Here is a 24614-nt window from a genome sequence, read left to right on the forward strand (position 1 = left end):
CAGTGTTTCAGGGGCCGTCTCAGGCAATGCGGCGGATCTTCGCGCCCACGGCCGACAGCTTGGCTTCCATGCGGTCGTAGCCGCGGTCCAGATGGTAGATGCGGTCGATGACGGTCTCGCCATCGGCCACCAGGCCACCAATCACCAGCCCGGCCGAGGCGCGCAGGTCGGTCGCCATCACGCTCGCGCCGGACAGGCGCGGCACGCCGGTCACCACGGCCGTGTTGCCTTCGGCGGTGATGTTGGCGCCCAGGCGATTCAGTTCCTGCACGTGCATGAAGCGGTTCTCGAAGATCGTCTCGGTGATCCGCGCGGTGCCTTCGGCCACGGCGTTGAGCGCCATGAACTGGGCCTGCATGTCGGTCGGGAAGGCCGGATATTCCGAGGTGCGGAAGCTCACGGCCTGCGCGCGGCGCGGCATGGCCAGGCGGATCCAGTCGTCGCCGGTCTCGATCGTGGCGCCGGCTTCGCGCAGCTTGATCAGCACGGCGTCCAGGATGGTCGGCGGGATGTCGCGCAACGTCACGTCGCCCAGCGTGGCCGCGGCCGCGCAGAGGAAGGTGCCGGCCTCGATGCGGTCGGCCACCACGGCGTGGCGCGCGCCGTGCAAGCGGTCCACGCCCTGCACCACCAGGCGGTCGGTGCCGATGCCGTCGATCTTGGCCCCCATCTTCACCAGCAGGTTGGCCAGATCGGTCACCTCGGGCTCGCGCGCGGCATTTTCGAGGACGGTCTCGCCCTCGGCCAGCGTGGCGGCCATCAGCAGGTTCTCGGTGCCGGTCACGGTGATCATGTCCGTCACCACGCGCGCGCCCTTCAGGCGGCTGGCGCGGGCGTGGATGAAGCCGTGCTCGATGGTGATGTCGGCGCCCATCGCCTGCAGGCCCTTGATGTGCTGGTCCACCGGCCGTGCACCGATGCCGCAGCCGCCCGGCAGGGAGACGCGGGCCTCGCCGAAGCGCGCCACCAGCGGCCCCAGCACGAGGATCGACGCGCGCATGGTCTTCACCAGCTCGTACGGTGCCTCGGGCGCGTTGATGTCGGCGGCGGCCAGCGTGGCCGTGGCGCCGTCAATGTCGGCCCGGGTGCCCATCTGGCGCAGCAGCTTGAGCATCGTGCGCGTGTCCTGCAGGTTCGGCACGTTGTCGATGGTGATGGCATCGGCGGTCAGCAGGCTGGCGCACAGGATCGGCAGCGCCGCATTCTTGGCGCCGGAAACCCGGATCTCGCCTTTGAGCGGGCCGTTGCCCTCGATCTGGAATTTGTCCATGTTGTGTCGGTATTCGTTATGCAGCGTTAGGCGGCGTGATGTGTCCCTGGACGGACATCAGGCGGCGCCCGACCCGGACTTCCATTCGGCCGGGGTCAGCGTCTTCATCGACAGCGCATGGATCTCGGCGCGCATACGGTCGCCCAGCGCCGCGTAGACGCGCTGGTGCCGCTGGATCAGGCGCTTGCCGTCGAACTCGGCGCTGACGATGGTGGCAAAGAAGTGCTGGCCGTCGCCTTCCACTTCCAGATGGTCGCAGGGCAACCCTTGGGCAATGTATTCCCTGACTTGTTCCGGTGTAGGCAGCATGTCTGTCTCTTGTGAATTTGTGTCGATCGCGTGAGGGGGTAGCGTCAGTGGCGCAGCTTGTAGCCGGTGCTGAGCATCCGCAGCGCCAGCCCGGCCAGCACCGCGAACGACACGGCCACCACGGCCAGGCTCTGCAGCGGCGGCACGTCCGATACGCCGAAGAAGCCGTAGCGGAACCCGTCGATCATGTAGAAGAACGGGTTGGCGTGCGACACCGCCCGCCAGAACGGCGGCAGCGAGTGAATCGAATAGAACACGCCGGACAGGAATGTCGCCGGCATGATCAGGAAATTCTGAAACGTGGCCAGCTGGTCGAACTTTTCGGCCCAGATACCCGCCACCAGCCCCAGCGTGCCGAGAATGCCGGCCCCGGCCAGCGCGAAGACCAGGATCCAGCCGACGTTGTACACATGCAGGTTCGCGAACCACGCCGTCACCAGCAGCACGCCCAGACCCACGCTCAGGCCACGGATGACCGACGCCGCCACGTAGGCGCCGTACATCTCCCAGTGGGAAAGCGGCGGCAGCATGATGAATACAAGGTTTCCGGTGATCTTGGACTGGATCAGCGACGACGAACTGTTCGCAAACGCATTCTGGAGAATGCTCATCATCACCAGCCCCGGCACCAGGAAAGCGGTATAGCTGATCTGGTCGTACACCCGCACGCGGTCTTCCAGCACATGGCCGAAGATCAGCAGGTACAGCACGGCGGTCAGCACCGGCGCGGCCACGGTCTGGAACGCCACCTTCCAGAAACGCAGCACTTCCTTATAGAGCAGCGTGCGGAAGCCGACGAAGCCGCCCACGGCCATGGTGTCGAGCCGGGCCTTCTCGGTCAGGTCGGACGCCTCCGAGGCGCGATTGTCCAGATGCTCGATGGGTTGGTTCATGCCGCGGCCTCCAGCGACGCATCAGGCACCGCGCCCGGCATGTGACCTTCTCGGCGCATGATCTGGACGAACACGTCTTCGAGGTCGGCCTTGCTGATTTCCATGTCTTCCACTTCGCAGCCAGCCTCGCGCAGCGCGGCCAGGATCGGTTCGACGGCTTCATAGCCGGACAGCCGCAGCCGGTGGGCGCGCTCCCCGGGGTTGGACGGGGTGCGCAGCGCCTCCAGCGCCGGCGGCAGCGTGCCGCGCGACAGCGTGAGCACCAGTTGCAGCCCCGCGAACTGGGTCAGCAGGCTGCTGGTGCGGTCCAGCGCCACCACCTCGCCGAACTTCAACATGGCGATGCGATCGCACAGCGCCTCGGCTTCCTCGAGGTAGTGCGTCGTCAGGATGATCGTGTGGCCTTCCTTGTTCAGGCGCGAGATGAACTTCCAGAGCGTCTGGCGCAGCTCCACGTCCACGCCGGCGGTCGGTTCATCGAGCACGATCACGGGCGGCCGGTGTACCAGCGCCTGCGCCACCAGCACGCGCCGCTTCATGCCGCCGGACAACTGGCGCATGTTGGCGTCCGCCTTGCTGGTGAGGTCCAGGTTGGCCATGATTTCGTCGATCCAGTCGTCGTTGCGCGTCAGGCCGAAATAGCCCGATTGCAGCCGCAACGTCTCCCGAACCGTGAAAAACGGATCGAAAACCAGTTCCTGGGGCACCACGCCGAGCATGCGGCGCGCCATGCGGTAGTCGTCCACCACATCGTGCCCGAGCACGCTCACGCGGCCCGAATCGGCGCGGTTCAGGCCCGCGAGGATCGAGATCAGCGTGGTCTTGCCGGCACCGTTGGGACCGAGCAGGCCGAAGAACTCGCCGCGCTCGACGGTGAAACTGACACCCTTGAGCGCCTGCAGGTTGCGGTAGCGCTTGCGGACATCGGTAATTTCGATGGCTTTCATGGCCGATGGTCTTGTGAGTGGCGCCTGGGCGGGCCGCCTCACTGGAGTTTGGGGGGACGTCCTTGAGGTTAGCCGCGCAGCACCTGGTGGAGCCGTATCAGGACACTTGGGGGCGACTTGGGGACGAACAACCCGGAATTATAGGGGATGCGGGGGGTGTCTCGCTTTGGCCCGACTGGCCCGCTACCGTTCCGACGCGGCGCCGGCCGCAGCCTGACGCCGGGGCATCGCATCGGCCGCGCCAATCACGCGCAGCCATGGATGCCGGTTCAATGTCGGTGGTGGTGGTGTTCCGGGTGGGAGATCGGCGCGGGCGGCAGGCCCAGCAGGCTGTCCACCCCGTAGAGCGTGGCCAGCGAGGCCAGCTGTGGCGGCACGCCATGCAGCGCCAGCGTCTGACCCTGTGCGGCGGCGGCGCGTTGCCACGCCAGCAGCACGGCCACGGCAGCCGAATCGACCTGCGCCAGTGCGCTGCAATCGATGGCCACGTCGCCCTGGGACACGCGCGACAGCCCCTCACGCAGCACGGCGGCGGCGTTGCGGTTAGTCAGCGAAGTGCCGAGCGCAGGCATCAGATCGATCGAAGAAGGGAAAACAGAGGTTTGGAGACCCGGCGCCCACGCATATTTCTACGAGAAACAGGTCGGCGCCGAGCGGCCATTGTAGACCGGAATGGCTGCGGCGTGCTGCGCCGCAACCAGATTCCGCATCAGCTCTTGGCGTTGGCCAGCTGGCGATTGCGGTCCTGCAGGGTCTTGATGACACCGTCCACGCCCTGCTGCGTCACGATCGTGTTGAAGCTGCCCTTGTAGGCTTCGGTCAGCCACGCGCCGAGCACATTGATGTCGTAAACCTTCCAGCCCTGCGGCGTCTTCTCAAGGCGGTAATCCATCTGGATCGGCTCACCCTTGTTGATGACCTGCGTGCGGATCGTGGCGTCGGTGTCCTCGGCCGTGCCGCGGTACGGGCGGAACTGCACCTGCTGGTCGCGGATCTGGGCGATGGCGCCGGCATACGTACGGATCAGCAGCGTCTTGAACTCATCGGTAATGATCTTCTGCTGTTCCGGCGTGGCCTTCGACCAGTTGCGGCCCATGGCGATCTGCGTGGTTTTGCCGAAGTTGGCGTTCGGCAGGATCTTCTGCTCGACCAGCGCCGTGATMTTGCCGAGGTTGCCGGCCTGCATGTCCTTGTCTGACCGCACGGTGGCCATGACCTCGTTCACCACGGTCTTGACCAGCGCGTCCGGCGAGGACGTGTCCGTGGCCTGCTGGGCCTGTGCGGTGCCGGTGAAAGCCAGCACGGTGAAGACAGAAACAAAGGGGACCAACAGTCGCTTCAGCATCGTAAATATCCTTATCTATCAAGGGCTTCGCGTCGGCCAACGCACAACGTCAGGTGCCCAGGTAACCAGCGCGGCAGGCGTGGAGCTGCCAGACCGCGCATTCATTGAAACATAGGCGCTCTGGAAACGTTTAGCATCCGAGCGTCTATTGCGCCGCTTTAAAACACTTTGTTGCAGGGCTCACAGCGCTGGCACAGTCGCCGCGAACCCTTGCCAGCACTGGGCTGGCTAATCAATTACCGGCCGAAGCGCAATGCACCGCCCGGCCCGATCAGGTTCGGGGCCGGCAGCGGCATCGGCTGGGCCGGCTGGGTGCCCTGGTCGGCCGGGGCTTCGCTGGCGGGCTTGTCCTGGGCCGGCGCCGCGTCGGACGGGGCGGTCGGGCTCACCGGGCTGGCCGGTGAAGCGCCCTCCTGGTCCGGGTCATCCTGGGACGGCGGGTTGCCGTCGTAGATCAGGTACTGGCGGCGCTGCATATAGGAATCGCGCAGGAAGGCATAGCGGTCCAGCGCGGCCGCCTCGATCAGGTTCGAGGCGCCCATCAACTGCGAGCGGCCATCGACGATACGCACGCCGGCGGCCGTATTGCGCGCCCACACCGGATAGATATAGGCGGACGGGTCCATCAGGCGGTCCACCAGCATCCCGCCGGTGTCGCGCACGGTGCTCGGGCCGAACAGCKGCAGCACCAGGTACGGGCCGGCCGGCACGCCCCACACGCCKAGCGTCTGGCCGAAGTCTTCCTTGTACTTGGGCAGCCCGGCCGGCGTGGCGATGTCGATCAACCCGCCAATGCCGAGCACGCTGTTGATGGCCACCCGCATGGTGTCTTCCGCCGCGCGCGATGGCTTGCCCTGCAGCAGGTTGTTCGCCGCCGAGTAGACATCGGACATATTCGAGAAGAAGTTGCCGACGGCGGTTCGGACCGGCGACGGCACGTAGTCCGCGTAGACCGTGGCAACCGGCTTCAGCGCGTATTTGTCGACTTGTTCGTTGACCGTCTGCACGCCCCGGTTCAGGGGTTCGAGCGGGTCCTTCGGATTGGCGTCGGGGCCGGTGGCGCAGCCCGCCAGCAGCAGGGCGGCAAGGGCGGCGGCACACAGTTGTCCCGGCGCCCGCGGGCGCCGATGCCTGGCACGGCGGCTCATTTCGCGCCCTCCGTGCCCGGTGCGGCCGGCAGCGCGGCGGCGCCGGAAGACGGCGCGGCAGGCGCGGCCGTGGAGCCGGAACCCCCGCCGGAGCCGGCGTCGGCGGCCTTGTTGTACAGGAACTGACCGATCAGGTTTTCGAGCACAACAGCCGACTGGGTCATCGTGATCTTGCTGCCCTGGGCCAGCATGGCGGTGTCGCCGCCGGCCTCGAGGCCGATGTACTGCTCGCCCAGCAGGCCGGACGTCAGGATCTTGGCCGAGGTGTCCTTCGGAAACTGGTACGACTTGTCCAGGTTCAGCTCGACGGTGGCCAGGTAGGACTTGTCATCGAAGCGGATGGACGCCACGCGCCCCACCACCACGCCGGCGCTCTTGACCGGCGCGCGCGCCTTCAGCCCGCCGATGTTGTCGAACTGCGCCTGGACCGAGTAGGTCTCCTGGAACGAGAAGCTGCTCATGTTGCCGGCCTTGAGCGCCAGGAACAGCAGCGCGACAAACCCCACCACCACGAACAGCCCCACCCAGTAGTCGAGTGATTTTTTCTTCATGCGAGTCTCTTGTCGAATGCGTTTCGTTTGCCGCCGCGTCAGCTGAACATCAGCGCGGTCAGCAGGAAATCCAGGCCCAGCACGGCCAGCGAGGCCATCACCACGGTACGCGTGGTGGCGCGCGAGACGCCTTCCGGCGTCGGGCTGGCCTCGAAGCCCTGGTACAAGGCGATAAACGTCACCGCGATGCCAAAAATGAAGCTCTTGATCACGCCATTCAGCACGTCGGCGCGCACATCCACGCCGCCCTGCATCTGCGACCAGAACGCGCCGGCGTCCACCCCGATCAGCTGCACACCGACCAGATAGCCGCCCAGGATGCCCACGGCGCTGAAGATGGCCGCCAGGACTGGCATGGCAATCACGCCGGCCCAGAAGCGCGGCGCAATCACGCGCTGCAACGGGTTCACGGCCATCATTTCCATGGCGGTGAGCTGCTCGCCCGCCTTCATCAGGCCGATTTCGGCCGTCAGCGACGTCCCCGCACGCCCCGCGAACAGCAGCGCCGAGACCACCGGCCCCAGTTCACGCACCAGCGACAACGCCACCAGCAGCCCGAGCGCCTGCTCGGAGCCATAGCGGTTCAGCGTGTAATAGCCCTGCAGGCCCAGCACGAAGCCGACGAACAGCCCGGACACGGCGATGATCACCAGCGACAGGTTGCCGACGAAGAACACCTGGTCGCTGACCAGCCGGGGCCGGCGCAGCAGCGCCGGGGACAGCGACAGCAGCGCGAAGAATATGCGCGTGGCGTGGCCGACGCCGCCCACGAAATTGCGCACGGCGGCGCCGATGCTGATGAAGAAGGCGGTCAACGGCTACCTCCGGCGGCGAAGTCTTCGGCCAGCGAGGGGCCCGGGTAGTGGAACGGCACCGGGCCATCGGCCTCGGCATGGACGAACTGGCGCACGAACGGATCGGTCGAGGCACGCAGCGCGGCCGGCTCGCCCTCGGCCGCGATCCGGCCATTGGCGATGAAATAGACGTAGTCGGCGATCTGGAACGTCTCCTGCACATCATGGGAGACGATGATCGTGGTGGCGCCCAGCGCGTCGTTGAGGCTGCGGATCAGGTTGGCGGTGAGGCCGAGCGAGATCGGGTCGAGGCCGGCGAACGGCTCGTCATACATCAGCAGCGCCGGGTCCAGCGCAATGGCCCGCGCCAGCGCCACCCGCCGCGCCATGCCGCCGGAGATCTGCGCGGGCATCAGGTCCCGCGCGCCGCGCAGGCCCACCGCGTTGAGCTTCATCAGCACGAGGTCGCGGATCATCGAATCGGGCAGGTCCGTGTGCTCACGCAACGGAAACGCCACATTATCGAAGACCGACAGGTCGGTGAACAGCGCGCCAAACTGGAACAGCATGCCCATCTGGCGCCGCACGGCGTAGAGGCCGGACTGGTCCATGGCGTCGATGTCGGCGCCGTTGAAGGTCACCCGCCCGCTGGAGGGGCGCACCATGCCACCGATCAGCCGCATGACCGTGGTCTTGCCGCAGCCCGAGCCGCCCATTACGGCCACAACCTTGCCGCGCGGGAAGCGCATCGACAGGCCGGCAAGCACCGGTTTGTCGCCCGCCGCATAGGCGAAATCGACATCGGCGAGTTCGACGATGTCCGGGCTGATCAGGGACTGGGCAGGGAGGTTCGGTACGGTAGCGGTCACGTTGGCACCGGATTGGGCAGGGCGCCATTATAAGGGCTACCACCTAGACGCGCGGGTTGCTGTGTGGCGACCACTACATTCCAGTCCGGACAACAGTGTTCCCGAAATGGAACAAATCGCCGGATAGTGGCCGGTCAGGGCTCCCCGCCCTGCGTCGACTGGCGCACCAGCATCTGCCACTGGAGGGTGTCGGCGCGGATGGCCGTGGCGAACGCCTCCGGCGAATCGCGCACCGCCGTGAGCCCGGACGCCATCAGCCGCGCGCGCACTTCGCGCTCGTTGGTGACGTTGTCCAGCTCCGTGGCCAGGCGGGCGACGATGGCGCGCGGCGTCTTGGCCGGTGCCATCACGCCATACCAGGCGGTGGCGCCATAGCCATCCACACCCGCTTCCTGCAGCGTGGGCACCTGTGGCGCCAGCGGCGAGCGCTGGCCGCCGGTCACGCCGAGCAGGCGCAGCGCGCCGCTGCGCACGTGGTTCTGCACGGCTGTATACGAACAGAAGCAGGCACTGATCCGGCCGGCGAGCATTTCGAGGACCACGGCAGCCTCGCCCTTGGCCGTCACCAGCGGCACGCCGCTCGGGATGCCGCGCACGGCGTATTCGGCATAGAACTGGGACGGGCTGCCGGGCTGGCCGTAGCCATAGCTATAGGAGCCCGGGCTCGACCGCACCGCCGTGACCCATTGCTGCGGCGTCTGCATCGGCAGGCGCCCATCGATCACGAGGAACAGCGGCATCGTGGCCACGCGCGCCACGGGCGTGAAGTCGCGCACTACGTCGTAGGGCACCGGCTCCAGGCCGGGCTGGATCAGCATGTTGGCCTGATGGAACAGCAACGTATGGCCATCGGAACTGGACTTGGCGACGACATCGCCGGCCATCGTGCCCGCCGCGCCGGGGCGATTGTCCACCTCGACCGGCACGCCCAGGCGCACCGCGAGACGCTCGGCCAGCAATCGCGCCGTGGCATCGGCCACGCCGCCGGCCGGGAACGGCACGATCATGCGGATGGGCCGCGCCGGGAACGACACGGAACGGTTCAGCAACTCGGGGCGGCTGCCATTGGGAATGCTGGCGAATTGTGCGGTGGCCAGTCCGACGGGAGGCTGCGCGAATGCCACTGCCGCACCGAGGAAGGCGGGCAGCATCAGGACGGCCCGCCAGGAACGGCGCGGAGCCGCCGGGGAGGCAGCGAGTGTTGGCAACTTCGTTTTACCTCGCCAAAGCCGCGACCTTTTGCGCACTTCGGGCATCAATTTCCTCCGGACCACGACACAAAGGTCATGGCACCAAATCGGCTGAAAGGGATTTCGAGGCAGTCTCTAGTTATCGTTTTTTGGGCATTGTACGAACAATGCCCAGGACGGCACAGACCACGTAAACCATAGCCGGGTGGACCCCAATKGGTGATCGCAGGGCGCAATGGATGGGTCTTTTATAATCGCCCGATGTCTGAAATTGTCCTGCGGCGGATGCTGGCCGCCGACCTGCCCGCCGTGCTCGCCGTCCAGGCGCAGTGCTATGCCGCCACGCTGATCGAATCCACCGACGCCCTCGCCAGCCGCCTCGCGCTGTCGCCCGAAACCTGCTGGGTGGCCGCCCTGCCCGAAGGCCGGCTGGCCGCCTACCTGTTCACCCACGCCTGGCCGGAGGCCTCACTGCCCCCGCTCGACGGCGTGCTGGCGCGCGACTGGCCATCCGCCGCGCCCCTCACCTGGTTCATCCACGACATGGCCGTGGCCCCCGCCGGCCAAGGCTCCGGCCTGGCCGCCCGCCTCTACGCCGCCGCCGAACAACCGGCCCGCGCGCTGGGCCTGACGTCGTCACGCCTCATCGCTGTACAGTCCGCCGCCGCCTGGTGGCGCAGGATCGGGTACGCCCCGCTGACCGCACACGACGCCGCCCCGCATGCCCAAAAACTGGCCGCCTACGGCGCAGATGCAATCCTCATGGAGCGTAGGTTTGGCGGCTGACGGGAGGCTGACAGGGTGGGCGGTGGCAAGCGCGTCGCGCGTGTTTGACGTGCAGCAAGCCCGACCGGGAACTCGATGAAGTCCGATTTCTTCACCGGCGGTGTGGCGATACGGTTTCCAGCTCAACAGAGTTGGAGATCTACGTATGGGCAACACTTATCGCGATGGCATCCACGAAAACCTTTCGCCCGGAGAATTGTTCCTGCTGGTCACCATCGACGAAACCTGCAAGCAGCTTGGGATTGAAGATTTCGCTACTGTTGGAGCGATTCTGGCGGGCCAGAACTGGGTGCCCACGCGAGGTAAATTTCACGGGGCCACGCCGCGAACCTCCGTGGCTTCAAAACTCGCGCGAACCTACCTGAATTACGATCTGAAGCGAAGGATCTTGCCGACTGTCACGAATGCGAGCGTCAGACAACTCAAAGTGTTCATGACGCGAAACCTTGGCACTTTCGTCGGCCGCTCCGTTCCGGTTCTCGGCTGGGCACTCTTCGCTCGAGACGTAGCCATCATCACTGCTAACTCAGTGGGCCAGTACAACCGTTTGGTCAAAAGCGAAGACAGGGCCTTCTAATGACAGACGCCACGCTTGCGGCAGTTACTGCCTTTATCCGGCAAAGCACCGGCCTTCCGGAAGGCCAGCGCATTTCCCGCACCGACAGCCTTGAGCGCGATCTGGACCTGACCGGCGACGAAGCCTTTGATTTCATGGAGGAATTTCTCACGCACTTCGGCATCKAGCGTGGCGACTATGCGTTCCAGCGTTACTTCTGCGAAGAGGGCTTCAGCCTGCTCGAGATCCTCGCCATGCCGTTCTCACGGAAGCTTCGTCTGAAGTACGAAAAGATGCCGCTGACCGTCGGCATGCTGGAACGGGCGATCGAGTCGGGCGCCTGGGAAACGCCATGAKATCCGCGATCCGCTGGCTTGCCCAAGCTTCTTGCATCTGGGGAGTGCTTCTCCTTGCGGCTCTAGCGGGCAACTCGTATAGCTGGATGTACGAGATGGCCCCCTCGATTCCGCGTGGCGCAATCGAGGACGCCTCAGGCAACGAGGCGGTCCTGGCAACCATGGTCTTCCTGGCGATAGCGGCATGGCATGCCGGGCGAGACGCGCATCGGCGAGATGGATGGCGGTGCTGACGATCGCCGCCGCCGCTGTACCGTGGACCATGACGCTCTAGTCCACCCCGTCCACAAAACAAAAAGCCCGCCCGAGAAACCCCGGGCGGGCTCTTTACCTGGAACGCCTGCAATCAGCGCGGCAGTACCGTGTGGCCCATCAGGAAGGCGTCGACGGAGCGGGCGGCCTGGCGGMCTTCGCGGATGGCCCAGACCACGAGGGACTGGCCGCGGCGCACGTCGCCGGCGGCGAAGACCTTCGGCACGTTGGTGTAGTACGCGCGGTCGCCTTCGGTGGAGGCCTTGGCGTTCTTGCGAGCGTCCGTGTCCACGCCGAAGGCTTCCAGCATCGAGCCCACCGGGTTGGTGAAGCCCATGGCCAGCAGCACCAGGTCTGCCGGCAGCACGAACTCGCTGTCCGGCACTTCCTGCATGCGGCCGTCCTTCCACTCCACGCGGCAGGCCTTCAGGGCCTTGATCTTGCCGTTCTCGCCGATGAATTCCTTGGTGGCCACGGACCAGTCGCGCGAGCAGCCTTCGTCGTGGGAGGACGACGTGCGCAGCTTGATCGGCCAGTACGGCCACACCAGCGGCTTGTTTTCCTCGTCCGGCGGCTGCGGCAGCAGTTCGAACTGGGTCACCGACACCGCACCATGACGATTCGACGTGCCGACGCAGTCGGAACCCGTATCGCCACCGCCGATCACGATCACGTGCTTGCCGTCCGCGCGGATGTCGTTCAGGGCGTCGCCGGCCACTTCCTTGTTCTGCGGGATCAGGAATTCCAGCGCGTAGTGCACGCCGGCCAGCTCACGGCCCGGCACCGGCAGGTCGCGCGGCACTTCCGAGCCACCGGCCAGCACCACGGCGTCGAACTGCTCCATCAGCGACTGTGCCGAGATGGTCTCGCGGGCGTAGTTCACGATGCCGGCGGGCAGTTCGCCTTCGGTCACCATCACGCCAGCCCGGAACGTGACGCCTTCGGCCTGCATCTGCTCGATGCGGCGGTCGATCAGCGTCTTCTCCATCTTGAAGTCGGGGATGCCGTAGCGCAGCAGACCGCCGATGCGGTCGTTCTTCTCGAACACCGTCACGTCATGGCCGGCGCGCGCCAGTTGCTGCGCGGCAGCCATGCCAGCCGGGCCCGAGCCAACCACGGCCACGGTCTTGCCGGTCTTGTGCGCGGGCACCTGCGGCGCCACCCAGCCCTCTTCCCAGGCCTTGTCGATGATGGCGTGCTCGATCGACTTGATACCCACTGGCAGCTCGTTGATGCCGAGCGTGCAGGCCGCCTCGCACGGTGCCGGGCAGATCCGGCCCGTGAACTCGGGGAAGTTGTTGGTCTGGTGCAGGACCTCGATGGCCGTCTTCCAGTCCTGGCGGTACACCAGGTCGTTGAAGTCCGGAATGATGTTGTTGACCGGGCAGCCGTTGTTGCAGAACGGGATGCCGCAGTCCATGCAGCGCGCACCCTGGATCTTCGCCTCGCTGTCGGACAGCGCGAAGACGAACTCCTTGTAGTGCTTCACACGCTTGACTACCGGCTCATAGCCTTCGTTCTGGCGGGGAAATTCGAGAAAGCCAGTCGCCTTACCCATGTTGCGTCCTTGGTCTAGCTGGCGCGAGGCGGCGGGGCCGGCCTCGCGTGGGGTCAGTATCTTGTTGGCGCCGCGGGCATGCCGCGCGGCGCCGTCTCGTGGGGATGGCCGATGCGCGCCGTCAGGCGGCAATCGCCTCGCGGTCGTTGTMGCGGGCGGCCTGCTCCTTGGCGTACATCTCGCCCAGGGCGCGCTTGTACTCGGTCGGGAAGACCTTGACGAACTTGCGGCGCGCCGTGGTCCAGTCCGCCAGCAGCGCCTTGGCGCGCTCCGAACCGGTGTAGCGGAAATGCTGCTCGATCAGGTTGCGCAGGATCACCTCGTCCAGCTCGCGCTTGCCGCCCTGCTTGTGCCACTGCGACTTGGGCTGGCCCTTCTCCTGGTCGGCCGAGGCGAGCACCGCCTCCAGCGCCACCATCGACGTGTTGCAGCGCTTGTCGAACAGGCCATCCTCGTCATAGACGTAGGCCACGCCGCCGGACATGCCCGCCGCGAAGTTGCGGCCCGTGCCGCCCAGCACGACCACCGTGCCGCCGGTCATGTACTCGCAACCGTGGTCGCCCGTGCCCTCGATCACCGCCACGGCGCCCGAGTTGCGCACCGCGAAGCGTTCGCCGGCCACGCCGTTGAAGAACGCCTCGCCGGCGATGGCGCCGTACAGCACCGTGTTGCCGACGATGATGTTGCGCGTCGGGTCGCCGCGGAACTCGTGCGGCGTGCGCACGATCACGCGGCCGCCGGAGAGGCCCTTGCCGACGTAGTCGTTGCCGTCGCCCACCAGATCCAGCGTGATGCCGTGCGCCAGGAACGCGCCGAACGACTGGCCGGCCGTGCCCTGCAGCTGGATGTGGATGGTGTCGTCGGGCAGGCCCTCGTGGCCATACTGCTTGGCGATCACGCCGGACAGCATCGCGCCCACCGTGCGGTTCACGTTCTTCACCGGCTGGATGAACGACACGCGCTCACCCTTGTCGATGGCCTGACGCGCCTTGGCGATCAGCACATGGTCCAGCGCCTTGCCGGCTTCCACCGACAGACCGTGGTCCTGCACGTCCGTATGGAAGCGCGGCACGTCGGCGGCGAACGCCGGCTGATAGAAGATGCGGCCGAAGTCCAGGCCACGCGCCTTCCAGTGCTCGATGCCGTTGCGCATGTCGAGCAGGTCGGMGCGGCCGATCAGCTCATCGAACGTGCGGATGCCCAGCTGGGCCATGATCTCGCGCGCTTCCTCGGCAACGAAGAAGAAGAAGTTCACCACATGCTCGGGCTTGCCCTGGAACTTCTTGCGCAGCGCCGGATCCTGCGTGGCCACGCCCACCGGGCAGGTGTTCAGGTGGCACTTGCGCATCATGATGCAGCCCTCGGCCACCAGCGGTGCCGTGGCGAAGCCGAACTCGTCAGCGCCCAGCAGCGCGCCGATCACCACGTCGCGGCCGGTCTTCATCTGGCCGTCAGCCTGCACGCGGATGCGGTTGCGCAGGCCGTTGAGCATCAGCGTCTGCTGCGTCTCGGCCAGGCCCAGCTCCCACGGCGTGCCGGCGTGCTTGATCGACGACCACGGCGAAGCGCCGGTGCCGCCGTCATGGCCGGCGATCACCACGTGGTCGGCCTTGGCCTTCGCCACGCCGGCCGCCACGGTGCCCACGCCCACTTCGGACACCAGCTTGACCGAGATGTCCGACACCGGGTTCACGTTCTTCAGGTCGTGGATCAGCTGTGCCAGATCCTCGATCGAGTAGATGTCATGGTGCGGCGGCGGCGAGATCAGGCCCACGCCCGGCACCGAGTAACGCAGCTTGCCGATGTAGTCCGACACCTTGTGGCCGGGCAGCTGGCCGCCCTCGCCAGGCTTGGCGCCCTGGGCCATCTTGATCTGGATCTGGTCGGCCGACGCCAGGTACTCGGCGGTCACGCCAAAGCGGCCCGATGCCACCTGCTTGATCTTGCTGCGCAGCGAGTCGCCTGCCTGCAGCGGCAGGTCACGCTCGATCACGTGGTCGCCCAGCAGGCCCTTGAGGGTATCGCCCTGCTTGATGGGGATGCCGCGCAGTTCGTTCCGGTAGCGCTTCTCGTCCTCGCCGCCTTCGCCGGTGTTCGACTTGCCGCCGATGCGGTTCATCGCCACGGCCAGCGTGGTGTGGGCTTCGGTCGAGATCGAGCCGAGCGACATGGCACCCGTGGCGAAACGCTGCACGATGTCCTTGGCCGACTCCACTTCCTCGAGCGGAATGGCGCGCGACGGATCGACCTTGAACTCGAACAGGCCACGCAGCGTCATGTGACGGCGGCTCTGGTCGTTGATGATGTTCGCGTATTCCTTGTACGTCTGGTAGGCACCCTTGCCGTCATCGGCGCGCACCGAGTGCTGGAGCTTGGCCACCGAATCCGGCGTCCACATATGCTCCTCGCCCCGCACGCGGTAGGCGTACTCACCGCCGGCTTCGAGCATGGACTCGAGCACGGGGTTGTTGCCAAACGCGTCGCGGTGCAGGCGGATGGCTTCCTCGGCAACCTCGAAGATGCCGATGCCTTCCACGTTGGACGGCGTGCCGTGGAAATACTTCTGCACCAGTTCGCGCGACAGGCCGATGGCCTCGAAGATCTGCGCGCCGGTGTAGGACATGTACGTGGAGATGCCCATCTTGGACATCACCTTGAACAGGCCCTTGCCGATGGCCTTGACGAAGTTCTTGACCGCCTTCTCCGGCGACAGGTCGCCCGACAGGCCGGTGGCCATGTCGGCCAGCGTTTCCATGGCCAGGTACGGGTGGACGGCTTCGGCGCCGTAGCCAGCCAGCAGCGCGAAGTGGTGCACTTCACGCGCGGAGCCGGTTTCCACCACCAGGCCGGCGGACGTGCGCAGGCCCTTCTCCACCAGGTGATGGTGGATGGCCGACGTCGCCAGCAGTGCCGGAATCGCCACATGATCGGCATCGACGCGGCGGTCGGACACGATCAGGATGTTGTAGCCCGAGCGCACGGCATCAACGGCCTCGGCGCACAGCGACGCCAGGCGCGCCTCGATGCCTTCCTTGCCCCATGCCGTCGGATAGCAGATGTTCAGCTCATAAGCGCGGAACTTGCCACCGGTGTAGTGCTCGATGTTGCGGATTTTGGCGATGTCCTTGAAGTCCAGCACGGGCTGGGACACTTCGAGGCGCATCGGCGGGTTGATGTTGTTCAGTTCGAGCAGGTTCGGCTTCGGGCCGATGAACGACACCAGCGACATAACCATGTTCTCGCGGATCGGGTCGATCGGCGGGTTGGTCACCTGGGCGAACAGCTGCTTGAAGTAGTGGTACAGCGTCTTGTTCTTGGACGACAGCACGGCCAGCGGCGAGTCATTGCCCATCGAGCCGGTGGCTTCCTCGCCGGCCAGCGCCATCGGCGCCATCAGGAACTTGACGTCCTCCTGCGTGTAGCCGAAGGCCTGCTGGCGGTCCAGCAGCGGCGCCACGGGCTTCTTCTCGGCGGCCACGTCCTCGGGCTTGGCTTCGAGTTCGTCCATCTTGATGCGCACGGCATCGATCCAGCTCTTGTACGGCTTGGCATTGGCCAGGTTGTCCTTGAGCTCCTTGTCGTCGATGATGCGGCCCTGTTCCATGTCGATCAGGAACATCTTGCCGGGCTGCAGGCGCCACTTCTGCACCACGCGCGACTCGGGGAACGGCAGCACGCCGGCTTCCGAGGCCAGCACGACCACGTCGTCTTCCGTCACATAGAAACGGGCCGGACGCAGGCCGTTACGGTCCAGCGTGGCGCCGATCTGGCGGCCATCGGTGAAGCAGATGGCGGCGGGGCCGTCCCACGGCTCCATCATGGCGGCGTGGTACTCGTAGAACGCGCGGCGGTTGTCGTCCATCAGCGTGTGCTGTTCCCAGGCTTCCGGGATCATCATCATCATCGCGTGGACGAGCGGGTAGCCGGCCATCGTCAGCAGTTCGAGGCAGTTGTCGAACGATGCGGTATCCGACTGGCCCGGGTAGATCAGCGGCCACAGCTTGGGCAGGTCGTCGCCGAGCACCGGCGACGAGATGGCGCCCGTGCGCGCGTTGACCCAGTTGACGTTGCCCTTGACCGTGTTKATTTCGCCGTTGTGGGCGACCATGCGGTACGGGTGGGCAAGCTCCCAGGCCGGGAAGGTGTTGGTGGAGAAGCGCTGGTGCACCAGGGCCAGGGCCGAGACGGCGCGCGGGTCCTGCAGGTCGAGGTAGTACTCGCCCACCTGGGTGGCCAGCAGCAGGCCCTTGTACACCACGGTACGGGCCGACATCGACGGCACGAAGTATTCCTTGCCGTGCTTGAGCTTGAGCGCCTGGATGGCGTGGCTGGCGGTCTTGCGGATGACGTAGAGCTTACGTTCCAGCGCGTCCGTGGTCATGATGTCGCGGCCACGGCCAATGAAGATCTGGCGGATTACCGGCTCGGTGGTGCGCACCGTGGGGGACATCGGCATGTTGCAGTCCACCGGCACGTCACGCCAGCCCAGCACGACCTGGCCTTCCAGGCGCACCGTGCGCTCGAGCTCCTGCTCGCAGGCCAGGCGCGAGGCGTGTTCCTTCGGCAGGAAGATCATGCCCACGCCGTACTCGCCGTTCGGCGGCAGGGTCACGCCCTGCTTGGCCATTTCCTCGCGGTAGAACTGGTCCGGGATCTGGATCAGGATGCCGGCGCCGTCGCCCATCAGCTTGTCGGCACCCACGGCGCCGCGATGGTCGAGGTTCTCGAGGATCTTCAGGCCCTGCGAGATGATCTCGTGCGACTTGCGGCCCTTGATGTGCGCAACCATGCCGACGCCGCAGGCGTCATGCTCGTTGGCCGGGTCATAGAGGCCCTGCGCTTGCGGGCGGGCGGCGGTATCGATGGGATCGGCGGGGTGTTGCGAGTGGTCCACGGGCTGAATTCCGGTGAAGGCAGCGCGCGCGGCAAGGCAGACCGAACGGGGGTGGCTGGATGCAGGCGCCTCTTTGACGGGCGGATGGCAGGCAGCGGGACCGCAGCGGCGTACACGAGCGTGACGCGCCGCACAATGACTGTGGGTGGAGCAACTATATGAGAATCGGGAATGTATCGCAAAAATTTTAAATGGGGTCAGAACACATTAAAAATCGCCCCGGTTCAGGGCGCATTTTTAATGGGGACACATTAACTTTTGCGCACTTGTTCTTCAGGCTGGTGCATCGGTGGCCGGAGCCTCGTCGAGATCTTCCTCGCTGGCGCGGCGCGGCCGGCCCTTCGGCAACGGCTGCACGCGCCGCGTGGCGTGACGCTCCAGATGCGCCAGGAAGGCTTCGTTGCCGAGCGGCCACCCGCTATGGGCATGTTTGCGCAGTGTGGCGAGCGTCTTGCCGGACAGCCCTTCGGCAGTGAGCGCGCGATAGTTCGACTGGCGCTCGAAAGGCGTGTTGCCAAGCTCCCAGTAGGCAGAGTGATCGCTCACAAGCGGGCTGGACTCGATGCCGGCGTGATGGCGGTAGCTGCTCCAGCGGTCGGCTTCGGCCGTCATCACCTCGCCGGCACGCAGCGCGTTGCCTTCGGCATAGAGCATGGCCGGCAGCAGCCAGGCATTGGGTTCGATCACGGCCGAGCGGAAGCGCCCTTCCCAGAGCGTGCCGGTGCGATTGGCCACCCGGTTGAAGTGCCGCGCGTAGCGGCGGCCGACGGCCTGCATCGCCAGGCTCAGGGAATCGGGCCCCTTGGGCGTGGCCACCAGATGGATATGGTTTGGGCGCAGCGCGTAGGCATGGACGGCCAGTTCATGCTCGCGCGCGGCCATGCGCAGGCAATCGAGGTAATGGAGGTAGTCGTCCGGGCCCAGGAACACGGGCTGACGATTGTTGCCGCGTTGCAACACGAGCGCCGGAAAGCCGGCTGGGGAGAATCGGGAAAGGCGCGCCATCGGGGGATTCGAGGAACGTGAATCAGCAATCCCCGCATGATAGCCTGATCCGTCCCCATTTAATTCGGGGACGTGGCGGGATCAGTCGCTCTCGCTGACGGCGAAGATCCGGCGGTGCTCGCGAATCGCGTAGCGGTCCGTCATCCCGGCGATGTAATGGGCAATCAGGCGCGGCTGGTCGCCGCCATGGCTGGCCTGGTACTGCGGCGGCAACAGGCGGGAGTCCTGCATGAAGGCCCCGAAGAGGTCCGAAATGATCCGCTGGGCCTTGGCGGACATCCGCATCACCAGATAGTGCCTATATAGATGACGGAACAGGAAGCGCTTGAGCGCCGCGGCCTCCTCGTGGACCTTGGGGCTGAAGGCGACAAGCGGCCCGGCGGCGCGCACCGCATCGATATTCTTGGGGTTGGCTGCGGCGATATTGCGCCCGGTGGTCTCGATCAGGTCGACGATCAGCGTGTTGATCATGCGGCGAACCGTCTCATTGATGGCGCGCCGGCCATTGATGCCCGGGAATGCGGCCGTGACCTCCGCCCGGTGGCGGCCCCACATCGGCACTTCGTCGAGCTGTTCCAGCGTCAGCAGCCCCGAGCGCAGGCCATCGTCGATATCGTGGTTGTTGTACGCGATCTCATCGGCCAGATTGGCCAGCTGGGCCTCCAGCGACGGCTGCGCGCCCTCCAAGAAGCGCCGCCCCAGCTCCCCGAGCGCCGCCGCGTTGACCCGCGAGCAATGCTTGAGAATGCCCTCACGCGTTTCGAACGTCAGGTTCAGGCCGTTGAAGCCGCCGTAGCGCTCCTCCAGCTCGTCCACCACCAGCAGGCTCTGCAGGTTGTGCTCGAAACCGCCGTGGTTCTTCATGCAGAGGTTCAGCGCGTCCTGCCCGGCATGGCCGAACGGCGTGTGTCCAAGGTCGTGCGCCAGTGAGATCGCCTCGACCAGATCCTCGTTGACGCGCAGGTTGCGGGCGATGGACCGGGCGATCTGCGCCACCTCCAGGCTGTGCGTGAGCCGGGTGCGGAACAGGTCGCCCTCATGGTTCACAAACACCTGGGTCTTGTACTCCAGGCGCCGGAACGCGGTGCTGTGGATCACGCGGTCGCGGTCACGCTGGAATTCGCTGCGCGACGACGACGCCGGTTCGGCATGCACCMGCCCCCGCGACTGCGACGAGTGGGCGGCGTACGGGGCGAGGTGGGATTCGAGGTCGGTCATGCGGCAATCCGGTGGCGGGGCTTGGGGTTGCAAGGCATGGCCGATCGCGGGTTCAGGCGACCGGTGCCTCGGTTGGGGGTTTCAACGTCGCGTGGCGCAGCGTCTCGCGCAGGTCCGCGTCGGGCACGGTGGTGATGAAAGCATCGCCAAGCTTCTTCAGCAGGATGAACTTGATGCTGCCCGCCTCGGTCTTCTTGTCCACTTTCATCAGTTCGATATAGCGGTCGATGCCGAGTTCCGGCGCCACCACGGGCAGCATGGCCGCCCGGGTCAGCTCGCGGATGCGCGCGCGCGTCTCGGTATCGATGAAGCCCAGCCGGTGCGACAGGTCGGCAGCCATGACCATGCCGCAGCCCACCGCCTCGCCGTGCAGCCACTCGCCGTAGCCCATGCCCGCCTCGATGGCATGGCCGAAGGTATGGCCGAAGTTCAGGATCGCCCGCAGGCCGCCCTCGCGCTCGTCCTGGGCCACCACGGCGGCCTTGATCTCGCAGGAGCGGCGCACGGCGTCGGCCATCAGGCTGGTATCGCAGGCGTTCAGGCCGGCGATATGGGTCTCGATCCAGTCGAAGTAGGCCGTATCGGCAATCGCGCCATGCTTGATGACCTCGGCCAGACCGGCCGCCAGCTCGCGGGCCGGGAGGGTGCGCAGGGTGTCGATGTCGGCGATCACCGCGTTCGGCTGGTGGAACGCGCCGATCATGTTCTTGCCGAGCGGGTGGTTGATGCCGGTCTTGCCACCCACCGAGGAATCCACCTGCGCCAGCAGCGTGGTCGGCATCTGCACGAACGGCACGCCGCGCATGTAGCAGGCGGCGGCAAACCCGGTCATGTCGCCCACCACGCCGCCGCCGAGTGCGATCAGCGTGGTCTTGCGGTCGGCGCCGGCGCTCAGCAGCGCATCGAAGATCAGGTTCAGGGTTTCCCAATGCTTGAAACGCTCGCCGTCCGGCAGCGTGACCACGCGCACGGTCTTGCCGAGCGCGGCCAGCGTGGCTTCCACCCGGGCGGCGTACAGCGGGCCGACCGTCTCGTTGGTGACGATGACGGCGTGCTGGCCGCGCACGTGCGGCGCCAGCAATTCGGCGCGGTCGAGCAGACCGCCACCGATATGGATCKGGTAGCTGCGCGTCCCGAGGTCGACTTCAAGCGTAATCATGAATGGGTGTCCTGCGCCGGCTGGTCCGGCGCCGCGGGCGTGGCCGCATCGCCGTCCGGGATGGCTTCCGCGGGCGGAAACACAAAGCCGGCCATCTCAAGTTGCATCAGAACCATATTAGCAAGCTGTGCCACGGACGGCTTGCCGGTTTCGATGATGAAATCCGCCACTTCGCGGTAGAGCGGGTCGCGCTCGGCGTACAGCGCCTCGAGCCGGCCCTTGGGGTCCTGGGTCTGGAGCAGCGGGCGATTGCGGTCGTGGCGGGTGCGCAGCCACAGGTCGTGCGGGCTCGCGCGCAGGTAGACCACGGTGCCATTGGCGCGCAGCACCTCGCGGTTCTCCGGGCGCAGCACGGCGCCGCCGCCCGTGGCCAGCACGATGCCCTGGCGCGAAGCCAGCTCGGCAATGATGTGCGCCTCGCGGTCGCGGAAGCCCGCCTCGCCCTCGTGCTCGAAAATAATCGGAATCCGCACGCCGCAACGCGCCTCGAGCTCATGGTCGGAGTCGAAGAACGGGTAGTTGAGACGCCGGGCCACGGTGCGGCCGACGGTAGTCTTGCCGGCGCCCATAAGGCCAACGAAGAAGAGATTCGGGCGAGTGGCTTGCGCGGTCACTGGGGTATCGAGGTCAAGCAGGCGTGGTGCCTGGCGGCTTCGCATTATCGCCCCGGCCGGGACTTTCGCAAAACAGGTGATGACAATACATCACGCGGCATCGCGCGCTTCCGGCCTGGCTGCCTGACGACGCCGCCAATGAAAAAAGGCCGCGTCGGCAAGCGACGCGGCCTCTCAGTCTACTGCATCCGGGCCCGGTACTGCACCCGGCGCGGTTATTTCAGCGACACGTTGTCGTTCAGGATACGCGGCGTCAGGAACACCAGCAGCTCGGTGCGGTTGTTGACCTTGGCGTTGTTCTTGAACAGGTAGCCGATCACCGGGATATCGCCCAGGAACGGCACCTTGTTGTAGTTGTTGCTCTCTTCCTGGCTGTAGATACCGCCAATCACCACGGTGCCGCCGTTCTCCACCAGCACCTGCGTCTGCACGTGCTTGGTGTCGATGGCGAAGCCGTTGGTGGTCTGGATACCCACGCTGTCCTTGTTCACGTCCACATCCAGCAGCACGTTGCCTTCCGGCGTGATCTGCGGCGTGACCTCGAGCTTCAGGTTGGCCTTGCGGAACTGCACCGAGGTGGCACCGCTCGACGTGGCGGATTGGTACGGCAACTCCGTGCCCTGCTCGATCAGCGCCTTGATGTTGTTGGCAGTGACCACGCGCGGGCTGGAGATGATCTTGCCCTTGCCGTCGGCTTCCAGCGCCGACAGTTCGAGCGCCAGGAAGCGGCCCGCACCGGCGTTGAAGATGCTGAACGCCACCGATGCCGGGTTCGTGCCGTTGATCGCGGCGGCCGGCAGGCTCAGGGCCGGGCCGTTATCCCACGTGGCGTCCTGCGTGATCGGGCTCACCACGTTGGTGTACGAGTTGCCGTAGCCAGCGCCCGACCGCTGCGAGGCAAAGCCCAGCTTCACGCCGAGGTTCCGGCTGAAGGTGTCGCTGGCCTCGACGATACGTGCCTCAATGATCACCTGACGCACCGGGATGTCGATCTTCGTCAGGAAGTTCTGCACTTCCTCGAGCTTGCTCGCCACGTCCGACACGAACAGCTGGTTGGTACGCGGGTCAGCCGTCAGCGAGCCGCGCTTGGACAGCATGCGCGTCGCGCCCATCGTGCCGGCCGCGCCGCCCGCGGCCACGCCGCCCGAGCTGGCACCCGAACCGCCGGTGCTCTGGCCCAGCAGCATGCGGCGCACATCGTCCGCCCGCTGGTAGTTGAGCTGGTAGACCTGGCTGCGGATCGGCTCGAGCTCGGTGATCTGCTGCGCCGCCTCGAGTTCCAGCTTCTCCTTGGTCGCCAGTTCCGCCTTGGGTGCCACCCACAGCACGTTGCCGTTGCGGCGGGAGGCCAGACCCTTCGAATCCATCACGATCTGGAGCGCCTGGTCCCACGGCACATCCTTGAGACGCAGCGTCAGGTTGCCCTGCACCGTGTCGCTCGTGATGATGTTCAGGTTCGTGAAGTCGGCGAACACCTGGAGCAGCGAGCGGATGTCGATGTTCTGGAAGTTCAGCGACAGGCGCTCGCCCCGGTAACCCTGGCCGGCGATCAGCTTGTTCGGATCATCCTTGACCGGACGCACTTCCACCACGAACTGGTTGTCGGTCTGGTACGAGCTGTACTCCCAGTTACCGCGCGGCTCGATGGTCAGACGGGCGTTGCCGTTGGCGTCGCTGGCGCGCATGCCCTGTACCGGAGTGCCGAAGTCCGTCACGTCGAAGCGGCGGCGCAGGTCCTGCGGCAGCGCGGTGCCCATGAAGTCCACCACCAGGTTCTGGCCCTGTTGCTGGATATTGATGCCCGAGTCGCGCGAGGACAGGTCCACGACCACCCGCCCTGCACCGTCGGTGCCGCGCCGGAAGTCGATATTGCGCAGCGCCGGGCGGTTGGCCGCCTGTGCCGGCGCCGGGCTGGCCGCGAACGTCGGTGCCGACGTCGTGCTGGTCTGCGCCACGTTGTCCAGCAACACCACGAACTGGTTGCCGCGCACTTCCGTGCGATACGTGGCCGAGCGGCTCAGGTTCAGCACCACGCGGGTGCGGTCGCCGATCTGCATCACATTGGCGCTCTTGAGCACCTTGCCGGCGTACTCGTACTGCGCACGGCCGGCAGGGAAGCCCGTGTCGAAGAAGTCGATCGCGATCTTCGCCGGATTCTGCGTGGTGAAGTCCGCAGGCTTCTGCGTGAGCGGCCCTTGCAGGTCGACCGTGAACACGGTCTGCTCGCCAACGACGTTGGCTTCCACCTGCTTGAGCTGGTTAGTCTGAGCGTGTGCGGCCGGAGAGGCCAGCACCAATGCCATCGCTGCTGCGCCCGCAAGCGCCCGGTACCATCGTGCCGTGATCATGCGGATGCCTCCAGCTTCAGGCTGGTCATTTTCTCTTTCCAATCTGAGACCCCTTCCCGAACCAATTCGCGCAACACGATCTCTTGATCGTTGATGCGGACCACCCGGCCATAACTCTGGCCGAGATACTGACCCACTTTGACGTGGTGGATCTTGTTATCTACGCGTACGACACCGTAGGTCTCGCCGTTTTTTTTCAGCATGCCGAGCATCTTGAAGTTTTCCAGCGGGAATTCCTCAAGCGGCTCGCGTCGCCGTCCGGCCTCCGGCGACTCAGACATCGTCTTGTTCAGCTCACCAATCTTGGTCTGCGCGAACGGTTCCGGCGACGTGCGGCCGCCGTATTCGCGCGGCACGTACGGCTTGACCTCGGGCAGCGGCTCCGGCGGCGGCGCCTTGGCGGCGCGCGTCTGGCTCATCCACTGCTGCAGCCCTTCGTCCTCGCTGGCGCCGCAGGCGGTCAGCGTGGTGGCGGCCAGCATCGCAACAGCGGCGGCTGCCAGCCGGCGCGGCGTGCGGGACGTGCGTGACATCATGGCAATGCGATGCGGG

Annotated in this window: 22 protein-coding genes; 3 read left to right on the forward strand and 19 right to left on the reverse strand. The window is 66.0% G+C overall.

Translation table 11 applies throughout. From position 1 onward, the window contains the following. Positions 1-19 precede the first annotated feature (19 nt). From murA to AC1EJR_RS18390, 11 genes are all read right to left on the reverse strand, one after another. A complete protein-coding gene (gene murA / locus AC1EJR_RS18340; RefSeq protein ID WP_092299297.1) occupies positions 20-1270 on the reverse strand; it encodes a UDP-N-acetylglucosamine 1-carboxyvinyltransferase in 1251 nt (416 codons plus the stop codon). Positions 1271-1327: 57 nt separating this feature from the next. Continuing rightward, a complete protein-coding gene (locus AC1EJR_RS18345) occupies positions 1328-1579 on the reverse strand; it encodes a BolA family protein (RefSeq protein WP_092299300.1) in 252 nt (83 codons plus the stop codon). Between the two features lie 44 nt (positions 1580-1623). Next, positions 1624-2394: an ABC transporter permease gene (locus AC1EJR_RS18350; RefSeq protein ID WP_369823521.1), complete on the reverse strand. Its 771-nt coding sequence runs from the start codon at positions 2392-2394 to the stop codon at positions 1624-1626. Between the two features lie 74 nt (positions 2395-2468). Further along, positions 2469-3419, reverse strand: coding sequence for an ABC transporter ATP-binding protein (locus AC1EJR_RS18355; protein WP_092299306.1), 951 nt, complete (start codon positions 3417-3419; stop codon positions 2469-2471). 269 nt (positions 3420-3688) lie between these two features. Then, the gene (locus tag AC1EJR_RS18360) at positions 3689-3991 is read right to left on the reverse strand and encodes an STAS domain-containing protein (RefSeq protein WP_441593416.1); all 303 of its coding nucleotides are present in this window, start codon (positions 3989-3991) and stop codon (positions 3689-3691) included. A 137-nt stretch (positions 3992-4128) separates the two neighbouring features. Then, positions 4129-4764: an MlaC/ttg2D family ABC transporter substrate-binding protein gene (locus AC1EJR_RS18365; protein ID WP_477147359.1), complete on the reverse strand. Its 636-nt coding sequence runs from the start codon at positions 4762-4764 to the stop codon at positions 4129-4131. Between the two features lie 236 nt (positions 4765-5000). Then, on the reverse strand, positions 5001-5912 hold the full coding sequence (locus AC1EJR_RS18370; protein WP_477147360.1) for an MlaA family lipoprotein: 912 nt from the start codon (positions 5910-5912) through the stop codon (positions 5001-5003). After that, entirely contained in the window at positions 5909-6463 is a 555-nt protein-coding gene (gene mlaD / locus AC1EJR_RS18375; RefSeq protein ID WP_092299318.1) for an outer membrane lipid asymmetry maintenance protein MlaD, read from the reverse strand. Before mlaD ends, AC1EJR_RS18370 begins: the two co-directional genes overlap by 4 nt. Positions 6464-6501: 38 nt before the next feature. Further along, complete coding sequence (gene mlaE / locus AC1EJR_RS18380) at positions 6502-7278, reverse strand: lipid asymmetry maintenance ABC transporter permease subunit MlaE (protein ID WP_092299321.1); 777 nt, start codon at positions 7276-7278, stop codon at positions 6502-6504. Next, positions 7275-8126 (reverse strand): ABC transporter ATP-binding protein, encoded by an 852-nt coding sequence (locus tag AC1EJR_RS18385; RefSeq protein ID WP_255370940.1) that lies wholly within the window; start codon positions 8124-8126, stop codon positions 7275-7277. Before AC1EJR_RS18385 ends, mlaE begins: the two co-directional genes overlap by 4 nt. Before the next feature lie 134 nt (positions 8127-8260). Beyond that, positions 8261-9382, reverse strand: coding sequence for a tripartite tricarboxylate transporter substrate binding protein (locus tag AC1EJR_RS18390; protein ID WP_092299324.1), 1122 nt, complete (start codon positions 9380-9382; stop codon positions 8261-8263). A gap of 195 nt (positions 9383-9577) precedes the next feature. Here AC1EJR_RS18390 and AC1EJR_RS18395 point away from each other — a divergent pair, with 195 nt between their 5' ends. The 3 genes from AC1EJR_RS18395 (at position 9578) to AC1EJR_RS18405 (ending at position 11014) form a co-directional block, all read left to right on the forward strand. Then, on the forward strand, positions 9578-10102 hold the full coding sequence (locus AC1EJR_RS18395) for a GNAT family N-acetyltransferase (RefSeq protein ID WP_477105956.1): 525 nt from the start codon (positions 9578-9580) through the stop codon (positions 10100-10102). A 145-nt stretch (positions 10103-10247) separates the two neighbouring features. Further along, a complete protein-coding gene (locus AC1EJR_RS18400) occupies positions 10248-10679 on the forward strand; it encodes an STM2901 family protein (protein ID WP_477113527.1) in 432 nt (143 codons plus the stop codon). Further along, positions 10679-11014: a DUF1493 family protein gene (locus AC1EJR_RS18405; RefSeq protein WP_477147361.1), complete on the forward strand. Its 336-nt coding sequence runs from the start codon at positions 10679-10681 to the stop codon at positions 11012-11014. The genes AC1EJR_RS18400 and AC1EJR_RS18405 overlap by 1 nt, the downstream gene beginning before the upstream one ends. A gap of 346 nt (positions 11015-11360) precedes the next feature. Here AC1EJR_RS18405 and AC1EJR_RS18410 read toward each other — a convergent pair whose 3' ends face one another. The 8 genes from AC1EJR_RS18410 to AC1EJR_RS18445 form a co-directional block, all read right to left on the reverse strand. Beyond that, positions 11361-12824, reverse strand: a complete 1464-nt coding sequence (locus AC1EJR_RS18410) for a glutamate synthase subunit beta (protein WP_477147362.1) — start codon at positions 12822-12824, stop codon at positions 11361-11363. A gap of 121 nt (positions 12825-12945) precedes the next feature. After that, a complete protein-coding gene (locus AC1EJR_RS18415) occupies positions 12946-17613 on the reverse strand; it encodes a glutamate synthase-related protein (protein WP_477147377.1) in 4668 nt (1555 codons plus the stop codon). Positions 17614-17991: 378 nt separating this feature from the next. Then, positions 17992-18723 (reverse strand): transposase, encoded by a 732-nt coding sequence (locus tag AC1EJR_RS18420; RefSeq protein WP_477113528.1) that lies wholly within the window; start codon positions 18721-18723, stop codon positions 17992-17994. Between the two features lie 81 nt (positions 18724-18804). Beyond that, positions 18805-19941, reverse strand: coding sequence for a deoxyguanosinetriphosphate triphosphohydrolase (locus tag AC1EJR_RS18425; protein ID WP_477147363.1), 1137 nt, complete (start codon positions 19939-19941; stop codon positions 18805-18807). A 52-nt stretch (positions 19942-19993) separates the two neighbouring features. Further along, a complete protein-coding gene (gene aroB / locus AC1EJR_RS18430; RefSeq protein WP_477147364.1) occupies positions 19994-21100 on the reverse strand; it encodes a 3-dehydroquinate synthase in 1107 nt (368 codons plus the stop codon). Then, positions 21097-21669 (reverse strand): shikimate kinase, encoded by a 573-nt coding sequence (locus AC1EJR_RS18435; RefSeq protein WP_092299352.1) that lies wholly within the window; start codon positions 21667-21669, stop codon positions 21097-21099. Before AC1EJR_RS18435 ends, aroB begins: the two co-directional genes overlap by 4 nt. A 260-nt stretch (positions 21670-21929) precedes the next feature. Further along, a complete protein-coding gene (locus AC1EJR_RS18440; protein WP_092299355.1) occupies positions 21930-24062 on the reverse strand; it encodes a type IV pilus secretin PilQ in 2133 nt (710 codons plus the stop codon). Continuing rightward, entirely contained in the window at positions 24059-24595 is a 537-nt protein-coding gene (locus AC1EJR_RS18445) for a pilus assembly protein PilP (RefSeq protein ID WP_177219992.1), read from the reverse strand. The genes AC1EJR_RS18440 and AC1EJR_RS18445 overlap by 4 nt, the downstream gene beginning before the upstream one ends. Positions 24596-24614 lie beyond the last annotated feature (19 nt).

The sequence above is a fragment of the Cupriavidus sp. 05T42 genome, from assembly GCF_056396345.1.